Genomic DNA, 14,740 nt, shown 5'->3' with positions numbered 1-14,740 from the left:
CCTCCTTGGAACACTCGGGTCGTGCGTTATTGCCGGTTACAGCTCATTGAACGCCCGAGACGGCCCCGTTGGTTCCATGGGGCGATTGGAGGCGACGCTAGGCCGAATGGTGCCGACCCGCTTCGCCCGGCTTGGACTATGCGGCGACCCGCTGCGCCCGGCTACGCCGCGCTCCCGATCGCCGCGGCCGCGCTCGCGATCGTCACTAGCCGTGCCGGCTGATGGTGTAGTCGACCAGCGTCTGCAACGCGCGGCGGCCGGGGACGTCCGGCAACAGGGCCAGCTCCTGGTGGGCCTGCGCCGCATAGTCCTGAAGCGACCGCTTGGCCTTGGCCATGCCCGGCGACGCCCGCAGCAGCGCCAGCGCCTCGGCCACCACCTCGTCGTCGTCGATGGGCCCGACCAGCAGCTCACGCAGCCGCGCCGCCTCGGGCCCGGGTTCGCGCAGCGCGTAGACCATGGGCAGCGTGTGCACGCCTTCGCGCACGTCGGTGCCGGGCAGCTTGCCGGACTCGTGGGAGTCGCTGTCGATGTCGATGATGTCGTCGGAGATCTGGAAGGCGGTGCCCACGATGCCGCCGAGGCGGCTCAGCCGCTCCACCTGATCGGCGTCGGCGCCCGAGAACATGGCGCCGAACCGGCCCGCCGCCGCGATCAGGCACGCGGTCTTCTCGTACACCACTTTCAGGTAGTGCTCGATCGGGTCGGATCCCTCGACGAACCCGCGCGTCTCGCGCATCTGGCCCGTCACCAGCTGGGCGAACGTCTCGGCGATCAGTCGCACCGCCTCGGGTCCCAGCCGGGAGACCAACCGGGAGGCCGTGGCGAACAGATAGTCGCCGGCCAGGATCGCGACGTTGTTGCCCCAGCGCACGTTGGCGGTGGGGGTGCCGCGACGAACCTCGGCCTCGTCCATCACGTCGTCGTGGTACAGCGTGGCCAGGTGTACCAGCTCGATGACGGCGCCGGCGATGGTCACGTCCACGCTCTCCGGGTTGGGCCCGAGCTGCGCCGAGAGCACCGTGAACAGCGGGCGGAACCGCTTGCCGCCGGCCTTGAACAAGTGCGTCAGCGACTCGGTCATGATGTCGTCGGCGCTGCGCAGCTCGGTGTCCATGAGCTGCTCGATCCGCCCCACACCGTCCCGCACGGTCGCCGCGAAAGCGGGGTCACCGAAGTCAACGCCCGCCACCACCGTCGCCGGAGTACTCACGGGACCAAACATACTGGTGTGCATGAGGACGCCAGCGACCCGAGCCCACGTCGTGGTCGTGGGCGCCGGACCCGCCGGTTCGGCGGCGGCGGCCTGGGCCGCCCGCGCGGGCAACGACGTCCTGGTCATCGATTCGGCGAGCTTTCCCCGCGACAAGGCCTGCGGCGACGGGCTGACCCCGCGCGCGGTCGCCGAGCTGGAGCGGCTGGGGCTGCGCGACTGGCTGGACACCCGCATCCGGCATCGGGGACTGCGGATGAGCGGGTTCGGCGGCGAGGTGGAGGTCGACTGGCCCGGCCCGTCGTTCCCGTCGACCGGCAGCGCGGTGGCCCGCTTCGAGCTGGACGACCGGATCCGCAAGGTCGCCGAGGACTCCGGGGCGCGGATGCTGCTGGGGACCAAGGTCGTTGCGGCACAGCATGATTCATCGGGACGGGTGACATCGGTGACGCTGGCAGACGGCACCGACGTGAGCTGCGACCGCTTGATCGTGGCCGACGGCGCGCGTTCGTCGCTGGGCCGCAAGCTGGGCCGGCGCTGGCACCAGGAAACGGTGTACGGCGTCGCCGCGCGCGGGTATCTGACCACCGCGCGCGCCGACGATCCCTGGCTGACGTCGCATCTGGAACTACGCGGACCCGACGGCGGCAAGGACAAAGTGCTGCCCGGCTACGGCTGGATCTTCCCGCTCGGCAACGGCGAGGTGAACATCGGCGTCGGCGCGTTGTCGACGTCGAAACGGCCCGCCGACCTGGCGCTGCGCCCGCTGATCGACTACTACACCGACCTGCGCCGCGACGAGTGGGGCTTCACCGGCCACCCGCGCGCCGTGGCGTCGGCCCTGCTGCCGATGGGCGGCGCGGTGTCGGGGGTGGCCGGCGCCAACTGGATGCTGATCGGCGACGCCGCGGCCTGTGTGAACCCGCTCAACGGCGAAGGCATCGACTACGGACTCGAGACCGGGCGGCTGGCCGCGGCGCTGCTGGAGTGCCCCGATTTGTCGCGCGTGTGGCCGTCGCTGCTGCAGGAGCATTACGCTCGCGGCTTCTCGGTGGCGCGCCGGCTGGCCCTGCTGCTGACCTTCCAGAGGTTCCTGCCGTCGACTGGGCCGGTCGCGATGCGCTCGACGACGCTGATGACAATCGCCGTGCGGGTGATGGCCAACCTGGTCACCGACGACGACGCGGACTGGGTGGCGCGCGCCTGGCGCGGCGGCGGCCGGCTGTCGCGGCTGCTCGACCGTCGCACGCCCTTCAGCTGACCAAGCGCCCGCATCGTCGCAGGTCGACGCGTTGCCGAGCTCTCGGTGGGTCCGTCGGCCGGCGATTGGCTTTCCTCCGCGCACCCCAACCGAGGCGTGTATAGTCCAGCTAATGAAGGGAACGAGCCTGGCTACTATCGGAGCCGCCGCTGCAATCGCTCTGGCCGCGCTGGCCATGCCGGCGCAGCTCTCCGTGCCGGCGCAGGCGGATCCGCCGCCGACGGCGCCGTACCCCACCCCGCGGACGCCGTCGCCCCCGAGCGACTACGACGCGCCGTTCAAGAACACCGTCAACGGCTTCGGCATCTACCAGCCGCAGGACCAGCTGGCCTGGCTGGGCAAGATCACCTGCGAACGGATCGGCCGGGGCGTGGACGGCGACGCGTACAAGTCGGCGACGTTCATCCAGCGCAACCTGCCGCGGGGCACCACCCAGGGTCAGGCGTTCCAGTTCCTCGGCGCCGCGGTCGACCACTACTGCCCCGACCAGGTCGGCTTCGTGCAAGCCGCCGGCAATCACTAGAACCGTCTCAGCGCAGGGGCTTGTGCCCCGCGTGTAGGGCGACGATGCCGCCGGTCAGATTGCGCCAGCGCACCCCGGACCACCCGGCCTGGGTTATCTGCTGCGCCAGCGCCGCCTGATCGGGCCACGCCCTGATCGATTCGGCGAGGTACACGTACGCCTCGGGATTGCTCGACACCGCCCGCGCCACCCGCGGCAGCGCCCGCATCAAGTATTCCTTGTAGACGGTGGCGAACAGCGCGTTGCTGGGCGTGGAGAATTCGCACACCACCAACCGGCCGCCCGGGCGCGTGACGCGGGCCATCTCGCGCAGCCCGGCCTGGGTGTCGACGACGTTGCGCAGCCCGAAACTGATTGTCACGGCATCGAATACATCGTCGCCGAACGGCAGCCTGGTGGCATCGCCGGCGACCTTCGGCACGTCGCGCGCCGCACCCGCCGCCAGCATGCCGACCGAGAAGTCGGCGGCCACGCACCACGCCCCGGACTTCTGCAGCTCCACGGTGGACACCGCGGTGCCCGCCGCGAGGTCCAGCACCTTCTGACCGGGCCCGATGTCCAGCGCCGAGCGGGTGGCCTTGCGCCAGTACCGGTCCTGGCCCATCGACAGCACGGTGTTGGTCAGGTCGTACCGGCGGGCGACGCCGTCGAACATCGACGCGACATCCCGGGGATCCTTGTCCAACTCCGCACGGCTCACCACTGAGACGCTACCCGGCGCGGGAATGAGGCGGCGCGGACGGCGTTGTAGCAAGGCGTGACTGAAAAAGTTTGGTTTATCACCGGTACATCGCGAGGTTTCGGCCGGGCGTGGACGATCGCGGCCCTGGAGCGCGGCGACAAGGTCGCCGCCACGGCGCGCGACACCGCCTCGCTGGACGACCTGGCGCGCAAGTACGGCGACGCCCTGCTGCCGATTCGGCTCGACGTCACGGACCGGGCGGCCGACTTCGCGGCGGTCAAGCAGGCGCACGACCACTTCGGCCGGCTCGACATCGTGGTGAACAACGCCGGATACGGTCAATTCGGTTTCGTCGAGGAGCTCTCCGAGCAGGACGCGCGCGACCAGATCGAGACGAACGTCTTTGGGGCACTGTGGATCACCCAGGCAGCGCTGCCCTATCTGCGCGAGCAGGGCAGCGGCCACATCATTCAGGTGTCCTCGATCGGGGGCATCACCGCGTTCCCGTTGGTCGGCATGTACCACGCGTCGAAGTGGGCGCTGGAGGGCTTCTCCCAGGCGCTGGCGCAGGAGGTCGCGCCGTTCGGTGTGCACGTGACACTGATCGAGCCGGGCGGTTTCGACACCGACTGGGCCGGCGACTCGGCCAAGCACGCCGATCCGATCCCGGCCTACGACGACGTCCGCGCCGCCGTCCAGGCCGAGCGCAGCCGCCGGTGGGCCAGCCCGGGTGACCCGTCGGCGTCCGCGGCGGCGCTGCTGAAGGTGGTCGACGCCGAAAAGCCGCCGCTGCGAGTCTTTTTCGGGGCTTCTCCGCTGGAGACCGCGAAGGCCGACTACGAGAGCCGGCTGCGGAACTGGGAGGAATGGCAGCCCGTCGCCGAACTGGCGCAGGGCTAGCCGGCGCGCTATTCGCCCTGCGCGTAGCGCGTCGTGCCGAGTTGTCGGCGGACGAACGGCGACAGCACCGCCTCGTAGTGGCCGAGGAGTTCGTCGCAGATCACCGGCCAGCTGCGGCCGACCACGCTGCGCCGGGCGGCCAGCGCGTAGCGCGACCGTTCGGCGATCAGGTGCGCGACCGCGTCCGGCAGGCGGGACTCGAACTCGTTGACGGCCAACAGCAGACCCGTTCGCCACGGGGTGACGAGGTCTCGTGGGCCGCCGGCGTCGGGGGCAATCACCGGCAACCCCGACGCCAGCGCTTCTTGCACGACCTGACAAAACGTCTCGTGCTCACCGGGATGCACGAACACGTCCATACTGGCGTACGCCGCGGCGAGCTCATCGCCGTACAGCGCACCCGTGAAAACCGCTGTCGGCATTGCCGATTGCAGCTTGCCGCGGTCGACACCGTCGCCCACGATGACGAGCTGAACCGCGTCGGCCTTGGCCAGCCCGATGAGTCGCTCGACATGTTTCTCGGGCGCGAGCCTGCCCACGAATCCGACGATCGGCTTGCCTCGCGGTGACCACTGCGCGCGCAGCGCCTCGCTGCGCGCGGACGGCGCGAACCGCAGCACATCGACGCCGCGCGCCCACCGGTGTACGCGTGGAAAGCGATGTGCGACAAGCGATTCCATTGTCACACTGGATGGCGCCAGGGTGCGGTCGGCGAGCCCGTGCAGGTGCCGGAACCAGGCCCAGGCGGCCCGGGCCGTCATCGGAATGCCGTAGCTCGCCGCGAAGCCCGGGACGTCGGTCTGATACACCGCGACCGTCGGCACCCCCAGCCACCGCGCCGCCCGCACCCCGCCGTAGCCCAGCAGCGCCGGCGAAGCGAGATGCACCACGTGCGGATCGAACCCGCGCAACACCTTCACCAGCCGGGGCGTCGGCACGCCCAGCGGCAGGGTGGTCACCTTGGGAAACATTCGCGAGGGCACCCGGTGAACGCGGATCCCGTCGTAGATGCGGTCGGCACGGGGCTGCCCGGGCGGCGCGTCGGGGGCGATGACGAGTGCTTCGTGACCCGTCCGGCGCAGATGCTCGAGCACCCGGATCACCGAGTTGCTGACACCGTTGACTTCGGGGAGGAACGATTCCGCGACGATGGCAACGCGCACACCACTACCGTCTCAGCGTCGGCTGTCGACAAGGTTGCCTGTGTGTATACGTCACGCGAAATTTGCAGGTCCGACACTTTTTGTGGCCGGTCTCGGCGATGCGTCGCCGGGGTCGTCGCGGCGGTCCAGCCACTTGTCCAGCAGCGCCAGCGCGACCAGCATGGCCGCCGCGGCCAGCCAGGCCACCACCGCGATGGACCCGGCCGGGATGATCGCCAGCCCGGCGTTGCGGTGCTGCACGCGGACCAGGTTCGGGTCGTTCTTGTTGTATTCGACGTAGATGCGCATCCCGGTGGCCAGATGGGACGGATAGAGCACGCCGAGCTCGGGGCGATACGTGACGCGCTCCGGAGTGACGAATTCGATGGTGGAGCGGCGCGGGCCGGCGCTGAGCACCTCGGCCTGCGCGACACCCATGTTGTGGGTGATCGCGATGTCGTCGCGCCAGGCGCCGGCCACCAGTAGCACGGACTGCAGCGTGACCAGGCCGGTCACGATCAGCACCGCAATCCGGGCCCACCGCAACGCAATCCGCGCCCGGGTCTTCGGGGGTTCGTCGCTACGCCCATGAATCAGGATGCGCAGCAGAACTTTTGGAGATATCGCCATCTACGTGCGCCTCACAGCGCGGCCTTGATGGCGGCGTGCAGCTGCCGCAGCGACGACCTGTCGGCCTTGACCTCCAGCACCCGCATCCCTGGCGCGGGTTCGTCGAGGGCCGTGGCCAATTCGCCGACCTCGATCTGGCGGCTCTCGACGTGGTAGGCGCGGCACAGCGCGCCCACGTCGACATCGTGCGGGGTGCCGAATACCCGCGACGACACGTCGGAGAACCGCGGGTCGCCCTGCTCGAGCAGTTCGAAGATGCCGCCGCCGTTGTCGTTGGAGACCACAATGGTCAGCCGGCGCGGGGTGGGCTCGGTGGGGCCGATCAGCAACCCGGAGCTGTCGTGCACGAACGTCAGGTCCCCGATCAGCGCGACCGTGCGCGCCGGGCCGTCCGGGCCGCCGTCGCGTTCGCGCGACCCCTCGTGTGCAAGGGCCGCCCCGATGGCCGTGGAGACCGTCCCGTCGATCCCGGCGACGCCGCGGTTGGACCGCACCCGGATGCCGCGGGTGTCCAGGCCGACCAGCGCCGCGTCGCGCACCGGGTTGGAGGCCCCGAGCACCAGCTGATCGCCCGGCGCCAGGGCGTCGGCCACGGCCGCCGCGACGTGCAGGCCGGTGGTGAGCGGGTGCGCCGCGAGCTGGCTGCGCACGGCCGCCAGCGCGTGCCGATTGATCTCGGCGCAGCGCTGTAGCCACGCCGGGCTGGGCGCGCCGGTGGTGACCGCCCGCGTCCCGGTGGCCTGCGAGTTCCCCGAGACGTCCGGCCAGCGCGGCCCGGTGGTCAGCGCGAACACCGGCACCTGCGGGTCGGCCAGCAGCGCCGACACCGGCCGGTGCAGGGTGGGGCGGCCGAGCATGATCACCTGCTTGGGCCGCAGCAACGGCAGCGCCAGCGGGTGCAGCGGATTGGCCGGGGCGGGCGCCGTGGGCTCGGCGACGGTGGGCAGCTGCGCGAGGTTGGGCTGCACACCGGCGCCGTGCCCGGCGATGACGACCGTGTCGGGTGACAGGTCGACGTCCAGCGGCTGGTCGAAGCTGACCGGCGGCGTGTAGGTCCACGGCCGCCCGCCCGGGCGGCCCGGCGGCGTCGGCGCCTGCGGGTCGGGATCCGGCACCAGGGGCTCGCGAAGCGGGATGTCGAACTGCACGGGTCCGGCGTTGGCGGTGCGGGATCCGGTGGCGGCCACCAGCACCCGGCAGGTGGCCGATCGCCAAGTGGCGTTGAGGGCATCCAGCCGATCGGGGGCGTCCTCGGCCAGGCCCAGGCTGATGGTGGCCCGCACCTGGGTACCGAAGTAGCCCAGCTGCTCCATGGTCTGGTTGGCCCCGGTGCCCAGTAGCTCGTAGGGCCGGTTGGCCGAGAGCACGACCAGGGGCACCCGGGCGTAGTTGGCCTCGATCACCGCCGGGCCGAGGTTGGCGACGGCCGTGCCGGAGGTCATGGCGACGCAGACCGGCGCGCCGGCCGCGATGGCCAGGCCGATGGCCAGATAGCCGGCGGTGCGCTCGTCGATGCGGACGTGCAGGCGGATGCGGCCGGAGCGGTCGGCGTCCTGCAACGCGAAGGCCAGCGGGGCGTTCCGCGAACCGGGACAAAGCACCACGTCGCGGACGCCGCCGCGAATCAGCTCGTCAACGACGACGCGAGCCTGTGTCGTCGAGGGGTTCACTCCTACAGCCTGTCACAGCCCGCTGACGATGCCCTCCGCGCAGCGGAGGGGGAGGAAGCGGGCAATAGCTCACAGCCCGCTGACGATGCCCTCCGCGCAGCGGAACCGCGCTCAGCCCTTGGCGTCGCCGAAGAACTTGAGCATGGCCGCGTTGACGGCGTCGGGCCGCTCGAAGAAGCCGAGATGGCCGGTGTCGGGGATCTGCATGTAGCGGCCGTTGGGCAGCGCGTCGGCCACCTCGCGGCCCAGATACGGCGGGGTGAGCACGTCGTCGGAGAAGCCGATCACCAGCACCGGGGTCGCGATGCTGCGGTAGGCGGTCAATCGGCTGGTGTACGGCGCGACATCCAGCTGGGCGCGCATGCCGGGGGTGGACTTGACCGGCCAGGTGGAGAACATCGCGATCCAGTCGGCGATGGCGGTGTCATCGTTGAGCGTCTTGCGGGAAAAGTTTTCCAGCAGGCGGATTTTCGCTTCGTAGGCGGCGGGCAGCGCGATGCCTGCGTCGGCCAGCTCGGCCTCGGCGTCGCGGAAGAACTGCCGGGCCCGGTCCATGCGGCCGCGGGTGCCCATCAGCACCGCCGAGCTGACCAGCTCGGGCCGCGCCAGCATGAGTTCCTGGGCGATGAACGCGCCCATCGACATGCCGACGATGCGGGCCGGGGCCGCGTTCAGGCCCTCGATCAGCGCCGCGGTGTCGGCGACCATGGTCTGCGTCGAGAAGCCGTTCGCGTTCTCCGTGGCGCCGATCCCGCGATTGTCGAAGGTGATGACGCGGTAGCCGGCATCCAGAAACGCGGGCACCTGGTAGGGGTGCCAGGTCCGTCCGGCGCCGCCGTGGCCGGCGATAAAGACCACGGGCTCCCCGGAGCCGCGGTCGTCGTAAGCCAGGTTGATCACTCGCTCGACGGTACAAGCAACCGATGGCAGGCCTTGACCCGGTCGATCCACCACTGCCGCCGCTCCGGCGCCGCGCGCAGCGCGTGCAGCCGCCCCGGATCGGGCGTCACCGGGCGCACCGGCAGGCAGCCGTCGACGGGCGCGACCGTCTCGGCGACGTCCTCGACGAACAGCCCGCCGGTGCCCAGCCCGCAGGCATGCCGCAGCTGCGGCAGGGCCGCCGCGGCGGTCAGTCCGGCGGCGATGCCGACCGCCGAATCCAGCGCGCTGGACACCACGACCGGGATGTCGATCTGCGCGGCGATCTCGAGCATGGCCCAGATCCCGCCCAGCGGAGCGACTTTGAGCACCGCGATGTCGGCGGCGCCGGCGCGGACCACGGCCAGCGGATCCTCGGCCTTGCGGATGCTTTCGTCGGCGGCGATCGGCACGTCAACCCGCCGGCGCAGCTCCGCGAGCTCGTCGACCGTCGCGCAGGGCTGTTCGAGGTATTCCAGCGGGCCGCCGGCGGTCAGCGCGGCCGCCGCCGCGGCCGCCTCCTCGACGCTCCAGCCGCCGTTGGCGTCCACCCGCACGGTCGGCACCAGCTCGCGCACGGCGTCGACGCGCGCGACGTCGTCGGCCAGCGTCTGGCCGGGCTCGGCGACCTTCACCTTGGCCGTGCCCGCGCCGGGGAAGCGCGCCAGCACCTCGGCCACCTGCGCGGCGGGCACGGCCGGCACGGTCGCGTTGATGGGGACGCGGCCGCGGCGGGTCGGCGGCGGCTCCCGGAAGGCCGCCGCGATGCCCGACGCCAGCCAGTGCGCGGCCTCGGGCGGCTCGTATTCGACGAACGCCCCGAACTCGCCCCACCCCGCCGGGCCGTCGATCAGTGCGACCTCGCGGGTGGTGATGCCGCGAAACCGCACCCGCATGGGCAGCGCCACCACGTGCAGGCGGTCGAGCAGGTCCTCGAGCGGCGGCGTCACGTGCCGTGCACCTGGCGACCCGCCAGATACGTCGCCCGCACCTCGAGGTCGGCGATCTGCTCGGGCGGCACGGTTCGCGGATCGGCCGACAGCACCACCAGGTCGGCGTATTTGCCGACCTCCAGCGAGCCGATCACGTCGTCGGAGAACAGCTGCCAGGCCGCGTCGATGGTCTGCGCGCGGATCGCCTGCTCGACGGTCAGCCGTTCCTCGGGCCGAGCACCCGGCCGCTGGGCGCCGTGCGGGTGACGGCCACGCTGATGTTGCGCAGCGGCTCCTCGGGCGTCACCGGCGGATCGTTGTGCAGCGAGATGCGCATCCCGGTGGCCACCGCGGATCCGGCCGGCATCCAACGGGTTCCGCGTTCCTCGCCGAACAACCCGTCGACGATGACGTCGCCCCAGTAGTGGATCTGGTCGACGAAGATGCTGCAGGTGACGCCGAGGTCGTGGGCGCGCCGCAACTGCTCGGGCCGGATGGCGCCGACGTGCTCGAGCCGCAGCCGATGATCGTCGCGCGGGTGCCGGCGCAACGCCTCCTCGTAGACGTCGAGGATGGTGTCGACGCCGGCGTCGCCCTGCACGTGGCAGGCCATCGGCCAGCCCAGCGGGAAGTACGCGCCGACGATCTCGTGCAGCTGTTCGGCCGTGTAGTTGGCGCATCCGCAGGTGCCGGGCACGACGCCGATGATCCGGGTGGCCTCGGTGTCCAGGTACGGGAACGAGAGGTCGATGTTGCCGATCCAGGGCGAGCCGTCGACCCAGATCTTGATGCCGACCTGACGCAGGAGGTCGTCGCCCTGCCCGGGAGTGGCCTCGGTGGACATCTGCGGGTTGGAGATCTCGTAGGTGCGCAGCCTGACCGTGAGCCGCTCGCGCAGTTGCTCGACCACCGGCCGGAAGTTCGGGTCGAAGGCCATTTCCGAGCAGGTGGTCAGGCCGGCGCGGTTGAGCCGGGCGCATTCGGCGAGCAGCATCCGCGGGTAGTCGGCGAAGTCGATGGCCCCGCCCAGCAGCGGGAACACCGCGCCGGTCTCCTCCGCGGTGCCGTCGAGTTCGCCGTGGGCGTCGCGGCCGTACCTGGCGCCCTTGGGGTCGGGGGTGTCGCGGCTCAGGCCGTGCAGCTTGGCCGCGCGCGAGTTGAAGTAGGCCTTGTGCCCGGAGTTGTGCAGGATGACCAGCGGGCTGTCCGGTGCGACGTCGTCCAGCCAGCTCAGCGTCGGTTCCGGAAGTCCGCTCTGCAGCAGCGGATCCCAGCCGTTGAGGTAGGCGCCGTCGGAGCCGCGTCGGGCGACCTCGCGGTGGATCGCCGCGACGACGTCGTCGGCCCCGCGCATGGTGACCGGGCGGATGTCCACGATGCGGTCCGACAGCGCGACCGCCTCCATCAGCGGATGCCCATGTGCCTCAACAAAACCCGGCATGACGCAGCCGTCACCGACGTCGACGGTCCGGGTGCCGGGACCGGCGAATCCCGCGACTTCGGCGCGGGTGCCGACCGCGACGATCCTGCCGTCGGCGACGGCGAGCGCCTGGGCCGTGGGACGCGTCTCGTCGACGGTGAGGATGGTTCCGGTGACGACGAGATCTGCCTGCCCCATGGGGAGCGATGGTACTGATCGACGATGTTGAACAGGGTGCGGCTGACCCAAATTGCAACACGTTCTAGTCTGGCCACATGAGTGACGATCTGTTGCGCCATCCCATTCATTCCGGACACCTGACCGTCGGTGCGCTCAAGCGCAACAAGGACAAGCCGGTGTTGCATCTCGGTGACACCACGCTGACCGGTGGTCAGCTCGCCGAACGGATCAGCCAATACATTCAGGCGTTCGAGGCGCTCGGCGCGGGCACCGGCGCCACCGTCGGGCTGCTGTCGCTGAACCGGCCCGAGGTGCTGATGATCATCGGCGCCGGACAAACCCAGGGGTACCGCCGCGTGGCGTTGCACCCCCTCGGCTCGCTGGACGACCACGCGTACGTGCTGGGCGACGCCGGCGTGACGTCACTGATCATCGACCCCAACCCGATGTTCGTCGAGCGCGCGTTGGGCCTGCTGGAGAAGGTGCCCGGCCTCAAGCAGGTCCTGACCATCGGCCCGGTCCCCGAGGCGCTCGGCGATTCCGCGGTGGACCTGGTGGCCGAGGCCGCGAAGTATTCGCCAAAGCCGTTGGTGGCGGCCGACCTTCCGCCCGATCACATCGGCGGGATGGCCTACACCGGCGGCACCACCGGCAAGCCCAAGGGCGTGCTGGGCACCGCGCAGTCGATCACCACGATGACCACGATCCAGCTGGCCGAGTGGGAGTGGCCGGAGAACCCGCGCTTCCTGATGTGCACCCCGCTGTCGCACGCCGGGGCGGCGTTCTTCGTGCCGACCATCATCAAGGGCGGCGAGCTGGTGGTGCTCACCAAGTTCGACCCGGCCGAGGTGCTGCGGGTGATCGAGGAGCAGAAGATCACCGCGACCATGCTGGTGCCGTCGATGATCTACGCGCTGATGGACCATCCGGATTCGCACACCCGTGACCTCTCCTCGCTCGAGACGGTCTACTACGGCGCCTCGGCGATGAACCCGGTGCGGCTGGCCGAGGCCATCCGTCGCTTCGGGCCGATCTTCGCCCAGTACTACGGGCAGTCCGAAGCCCCGATGGTGATCTCGTACCTGGCCAAGAAGGACCACGACGAGAAGCGGCTCACCTCGTGTGGGCGGCCCACCCTGTTCGCCCGCACGGCGCTGCTGGACGCCGACGGCAACCCGGTGCCGCAGGGCGAGGTCGGCGAGATCTGCGTGTCCGGGCCGCTGCTTTCCGGCGGGTACTGGAACCTGCCCGAGGAGACGGCCAAGACGTTCAAGGACGGCTGGCTGCACACCGGCGACATGGCCCGCGAGGACGAGGACGGCTTCTGGTTCATCGTCGACCGGGTCAAGGACATGATCGTCACCGGTGGGTTCAACGTGTTCCCGCGCGAGGTCGAGGACGTCGTCGCCGAGCACCCGGCCGTCGCGCAGGTGTGCGTGATCGGCACGCCCGACGAGAAGTGGGGCGAAGCCGTGACCGCCGTGATCGTGCTGCGGCCCGACCATCCCTCCGACGACGAGGCGGTGGCGCGGGTGACCGCCGAGATCCAGTCCGCGGTCAAGGAGCGCAAGGGCTCGGTGCAGTCGCCCAAGCAGGTGATCGTCGTCGAGTCGGTGCCGGTGACCGCGCTGGGCAAGCCGGACAAGAAGGCCGTGCGCGCGCAGTTCTGGGAGGGCGCCGGACGCGCGGTCGGCTGAGCTAGGCCTCGACCCCGGCGACGAGCAGATCGAGCATGCGGCCGGTCTGCTCCGGCGAACCGCTGGCCAGGAAGATGCCGATCAGGCTGGACACCACGTCGTCGGCCTGCACGTCGGCGCGCAGGGTCGCGTCGTCGGCGCCCGCCTGCAGGAGCAGCTGAACGGCGCCGACGATGCTGTCGCGCGTCTGGGTGGGTTCCATGACGCCGGAAGCGAAGATCGCCTGCAGGGATTCGGCCATTCCGCGCTTGGCGGCGACGAAGCCCGCGTACCGATCCATCCAGCGACGCAGCGCGGTCTTGGGCGGGTGCCGCTTGAGCAGCTGCTCGGCGGCCGCGGCCACCTCGGCGAGCTCGGCGCGGTACACCGCCTCGACCAGGGCCTCCCGGGTCGGGAAATGGCGGTAGAGAGTGCCGATTCCGACCCCGGCGTCGCGGGCGATCGACTCCAGCGACACCGCCCCGCCGGGCGCGGTGAACGCCGCGGCGGCCGCCTCCAGCAGCCGTTCCCGATTGCGACGCGCATCCGACCGTCCGACCAAAGCGGAGACTCCTCCGTTTCTGCTACGCTGACCGAAGCGGAGGGTCCTCCGCATTTTTCTCCAGTGTGGCACGAGCCAAGGAGCATCATGACCGACAAACCACAGCCCGGCGGCATCGGCAGCATCGGCACGGCCCCCGTCGCGCGCATGGGCTACGGCGCCATGCAACTGTTCGAGACGCTGACCGTCGACGACGCGGCCGCGGTGCTGCGTCGCGCCGTCGAACTCGGGGTCAACCACATCGACACCGCGTCGTTCTACGGCCCCGGCGAGGTGGACCGCCGGATCCGCGCGGCGCTCGCCCCCTACCCCGACGACCTCGTCATCGTCAGCAAGGTCGGCGCCCGCTACACGGGCGAACAACCGATTCGGCTCGCCGCCGCGCAGCAGCCCGCCGAGCTGCGCGCCGCGGTCGAGGACGACCTGCGCCAGCTCGGCCTGGACTGCATTCCGGTGGTCAATCTGCGCCGGATGGAGCTCGGCCCCGGCGTGGCCGCCGAGGGCGATCAGATCGTCGACCTCGACGACCAGCTCGCCGAGATGATCGCGCTGCGCGACGAGGGCAAGATCGGCGGGATCGGCATCAGCGCCGTGCCCCTCGAAACGGTGCGGCGCGCGCTGCCCGCCGGAATCGTCTGCGTCCAGAACGCCTACAGCCTGTTGGACCGCTCCCAGGAGGCCGCGCTGCAGCTGTGCGCGGACGAGGGCATCGCGTGGGTGCCCTACTTCCCGCTCGGCTCGGCGTTCCCGGGGTTCCCGAAGGTCGCCGACCACCCGGTGGTCACCGACATCGCCGGCCAGCTGGGCGTCACCGGCGCCCAGGTCGGGCTGGCGTGGCTGTTGGCCCACACGCCGAACACGTTGCTGATTCCCGGCACCCGGTCGATCGCCCACCTCGAGGAGAACGTCGGCGCGGCCGGCGTCACGCTGAGCGCCGAGGCGATCGCCCGGCTCGACGCCGTCGCCACTCCCGGCGCCGACCCCTGGGCGCACGGCGTCGAACCCTTCCTGGAGGCGCCGCAGACCTGACT

13 protein-coding genes and 1 pseudogene are annotated in these 14,740 nt (G+C 70.8%); 5 read left to right on the top strand and 9 right to left on the bottom strand.

Going from position 1 to position 14,740, the window contains the following annotated elements; genetic code table 11:
- Positions 1 to 205: 205 nt before the first annotated feature.
- Entirely contained in the window at positions 206 to 1,213 is a 1,008-nt protein-coding gene (gene grcC1, locus B9D87_RS22690; protein WP_007768072.1) for a nonaprenyl/(2E,6E)-farnesyl/geranylgeranyl diphosphat synthase, read from the bottom strand.
- Between the two features lie 22 nt (positions 1,214 to 1,235).
- On the opposite strand from grcC1, the gene menJ reads away from it, so the two are divergent.
- A complete protein-coding gene (menJ, locus tag B9D87_RS22685; protein WP_040629247.1) occupies positions 1,236 to 2,474 on the top strand; it encodes a menaquinone reductase MenJ in 1,239 nt (412 codons plus the stop codon).
- Positions 2,475 to 2,586: 112 nt separating this feature from the next.
- A complete protein-coding gene (locus B9D87_RS22680) occupies positions 2,587 to 2,997 on the top strand; it encodes a DUF732 domain-containing protein (protein WP_007768077.1) in 411 nt (136 codons plus the stop codon).
- Positions 2,998 to 3,004: 7 nt separating this feature from the next.
- Here the strand turns inward: B9D87_RS22680 and B9D87_RS22675 are convergent, their stop codons facing one another.
- A complete protein-coding gene (locus B9D87_RS22675) occupies positions 3,005 to 3,697 on the bottom strand; it encodes a demethylmenaquinone methyltransferase (RefSeq protein WP_007768079.1) in 693 nt (230 codons plus the stop codon).
- A gap of 57 nt (positions 3,698 to 3,754) precedes the next feature.
- On the opposite strand from B9D87_RS22675, the gene B9D87_RS22670 reads away from it, so the two are divergent.
- The gene (locus B9D87_RS22670) at positions 3,755 to 4,579 is read left to right on the top strand and encodes an SDR family oxidoreductase (RefSeq protein WP_007768081.1); all 825 of its coding nucleotides are present in this window, start codon (positions 3,755 to 3,757) and stop codon (positions 4,577 to 4,579) included.
- Between the two features lie 8 nt (positions 4,580 to 4,587).
- Here the strand turns inward: B9D87_RS22670 and B9D87_RS22665 are convergent, their stop codons facing one another.
- The 6 genes and pseudogenes from B9D87_RS22665 to B9D87_RS22640 form a co-directional block, all read right to left on the bottom strand.
- Complete coding sequence (locus B9D87_RS22665) at positions 4,588 to 5,742, bottom strand: glycosyltransferase family 4 protein (protein WP_007768083.1); 1,155 nt, start codon at positions 5,740 to 5,742, stop codon at positions 4,588 to 4,590.
- A 51-nt stretch (positions 5,743 to 5,793) separates the two neighbouring features.
- Positions 5,794 to 6,351: a DUF3592 domain-containing protein gene (locus B9D87_RS22660; protein ID WP_040629252.1), complete on the bottom strand. Its 558-nt coding sequence runs from the start codon at positions 6,349 to 6,351 to the stop codon at positions 5,794 to 5,796.
- An 11-nt stretch (positions 6,352 to 6,362) separates the two neighbouring features.
- Complete coding sequence (gene menD, locus B9D87_RS22655) at positions 6,363 to 8,021, bottom strand: 2-succinyl-5-enolpyruvyl-6-hydroxy-3-cyclohexene-1-carboxylic-acid synthase (RefSeq protein ID WP_007768089.1); 1,659 nt, start codon at positions 8,019 to 8,021, stop codon at positions 6,363 to 6,365.
- A gap of 111 nt (positions 8,022 to 8,132) precedes the next feature.
- A complete protein-coding gene (locus B9D87_RS22650; protein ID WP_007768092.1) occupies positions 8,133 to 8,921 on the bottom strand; it encodes an alpha/beta fold hydrolase in 789 nt (262 codons plus the stop codon).
- Entirely contained in the window at positions 8,918 to 9,835 is a 918-nt protein-coding gene (locus B9D87_RS22645; protein WP_238553380.1) for an o-succinylbenzoate synthase, read from the bottom strand. Before B9D87_RS22645 ends, B9D87_RS22650 begins: the two co-directional genes overlap by 4 nt.
- A 50-nt stretch (positions 9,836 to 9,885) precedes the next feature.
- Positions 9,886 to 11,312, bottom strand: a pseudogene (locus B9D87_RS22640) (amidohydrolase).
- Positions 11,313 to 11,566: 254 nt separating this feature from the next.
- On the opposite strand from B9D87_RS22640, the gene fadD8 reads away from it, so the two are divergent.
- Complete coding sequence (gene fadD8, locus B9D87_RS22635; RefSeq protein ID WP_007768100.1) at positions 11,567 to 13,168, top strand: fatty-acid--CoA ligase FadD8; 1,602 nt, start codon at positions 11,567 to 11,569, stop codon at positions 13,166 to 13,168.
- A gap of 1 nt (position 13,169) precedes the next feature.
- Here the strand turns inward: fadD8 and B9D87_RS22630 are convergent, their stop codons facing one another.
- Positions 13,170 to 13,709, bottom strand: a complete 540-nt coding sequence (locus B9D87_RS22630; protein WP_007768106.1) for a TetR/AcrR family transcriptional regulator — start codon at positions 13,707 to 13,709, stop codon at positions 13,170 to 13,172.
- A gap of 87 nt (positions 13,710 to 13,796) precedes the next feature.
- On the opposite strand from B9D87_RS22630, the gene B9D87_RS22625 reads away from it, so the two are divergent.
- Positions 13,797 to 14,738 carry an aldo/keto reductase gene (locus B9D87_RS22625; RefSeq protein WP_007768108.1) on the top strand — a complete coding sequence of 314 codons (942 nt, stop codon included), beginning with the start codon at positions 13,797 to 13,799 and terminating at the stop codon, positions 14,736 to 14,738.
- The last annotated feature ends 2 nt before the right edge of the window (positions 14,739 to 14,740 follow it).

The sequence above is a fragment of the Mycobacterium colombiense CECT 3035 genome (assembly GCF_002105755.1).
Taxonomy (GTDB): domain Bacteria; phylum Actinomycetota; class Actinomycetes; order Mycobacteriales; family Mycobacteriaceae; genus Mycobacterium; species Mycobacterium colombiense.
This window is presented reverse-complemented; position numbering and strand designations above follow the sequence as displayed.

Excerpts from the sequence above, each read along its gene's own strand:
- B9D87_RS22645 (WP_238553380.1), bottom strand. The coding sequence starts at position 9,835 with ATGCGGGTGCGGTTTCGCGGCATCACCACCCGCGAGGTCGCACTGATC.
- B9D87_RS22680 (WP_007768077.1), top strand. The coding sequence starts at position 2,587 with ATGAAGGGAACGAGCCTGGCTACTATCGGAGCCGCCGCTGCAATCGCT.
- B9D87_RS22625 (WP_007768108.1), top strand. The coding sequence starts at position 13,797 with ATGACCGACAAACCACAGCCCGGCGGCATCGGCAGCATCGGCACGGCC.
- fadD8 (WP_007768100.1), top strand. The coding sequence starts at position 11,567 with ATGAGTGACGATCTGTTGCGCCATCCCATTCATTCCGGACACCTGACC.
- menJ (WP_040629247.1), top strand. The coding sequence starts at position 1,236 with ATGAGGACGCCAGCGACCCGAGCCCACGTCGTGGTCGTGGGCGCCGGA.
- B9D87_RS22660 (WP_040629252.1), bottom strand. The coding sequence starts at position 6,351 with ATGGCGATATCTCCAAAAGTTCTGCTGCGCATCCTGATTCATGGGCGT.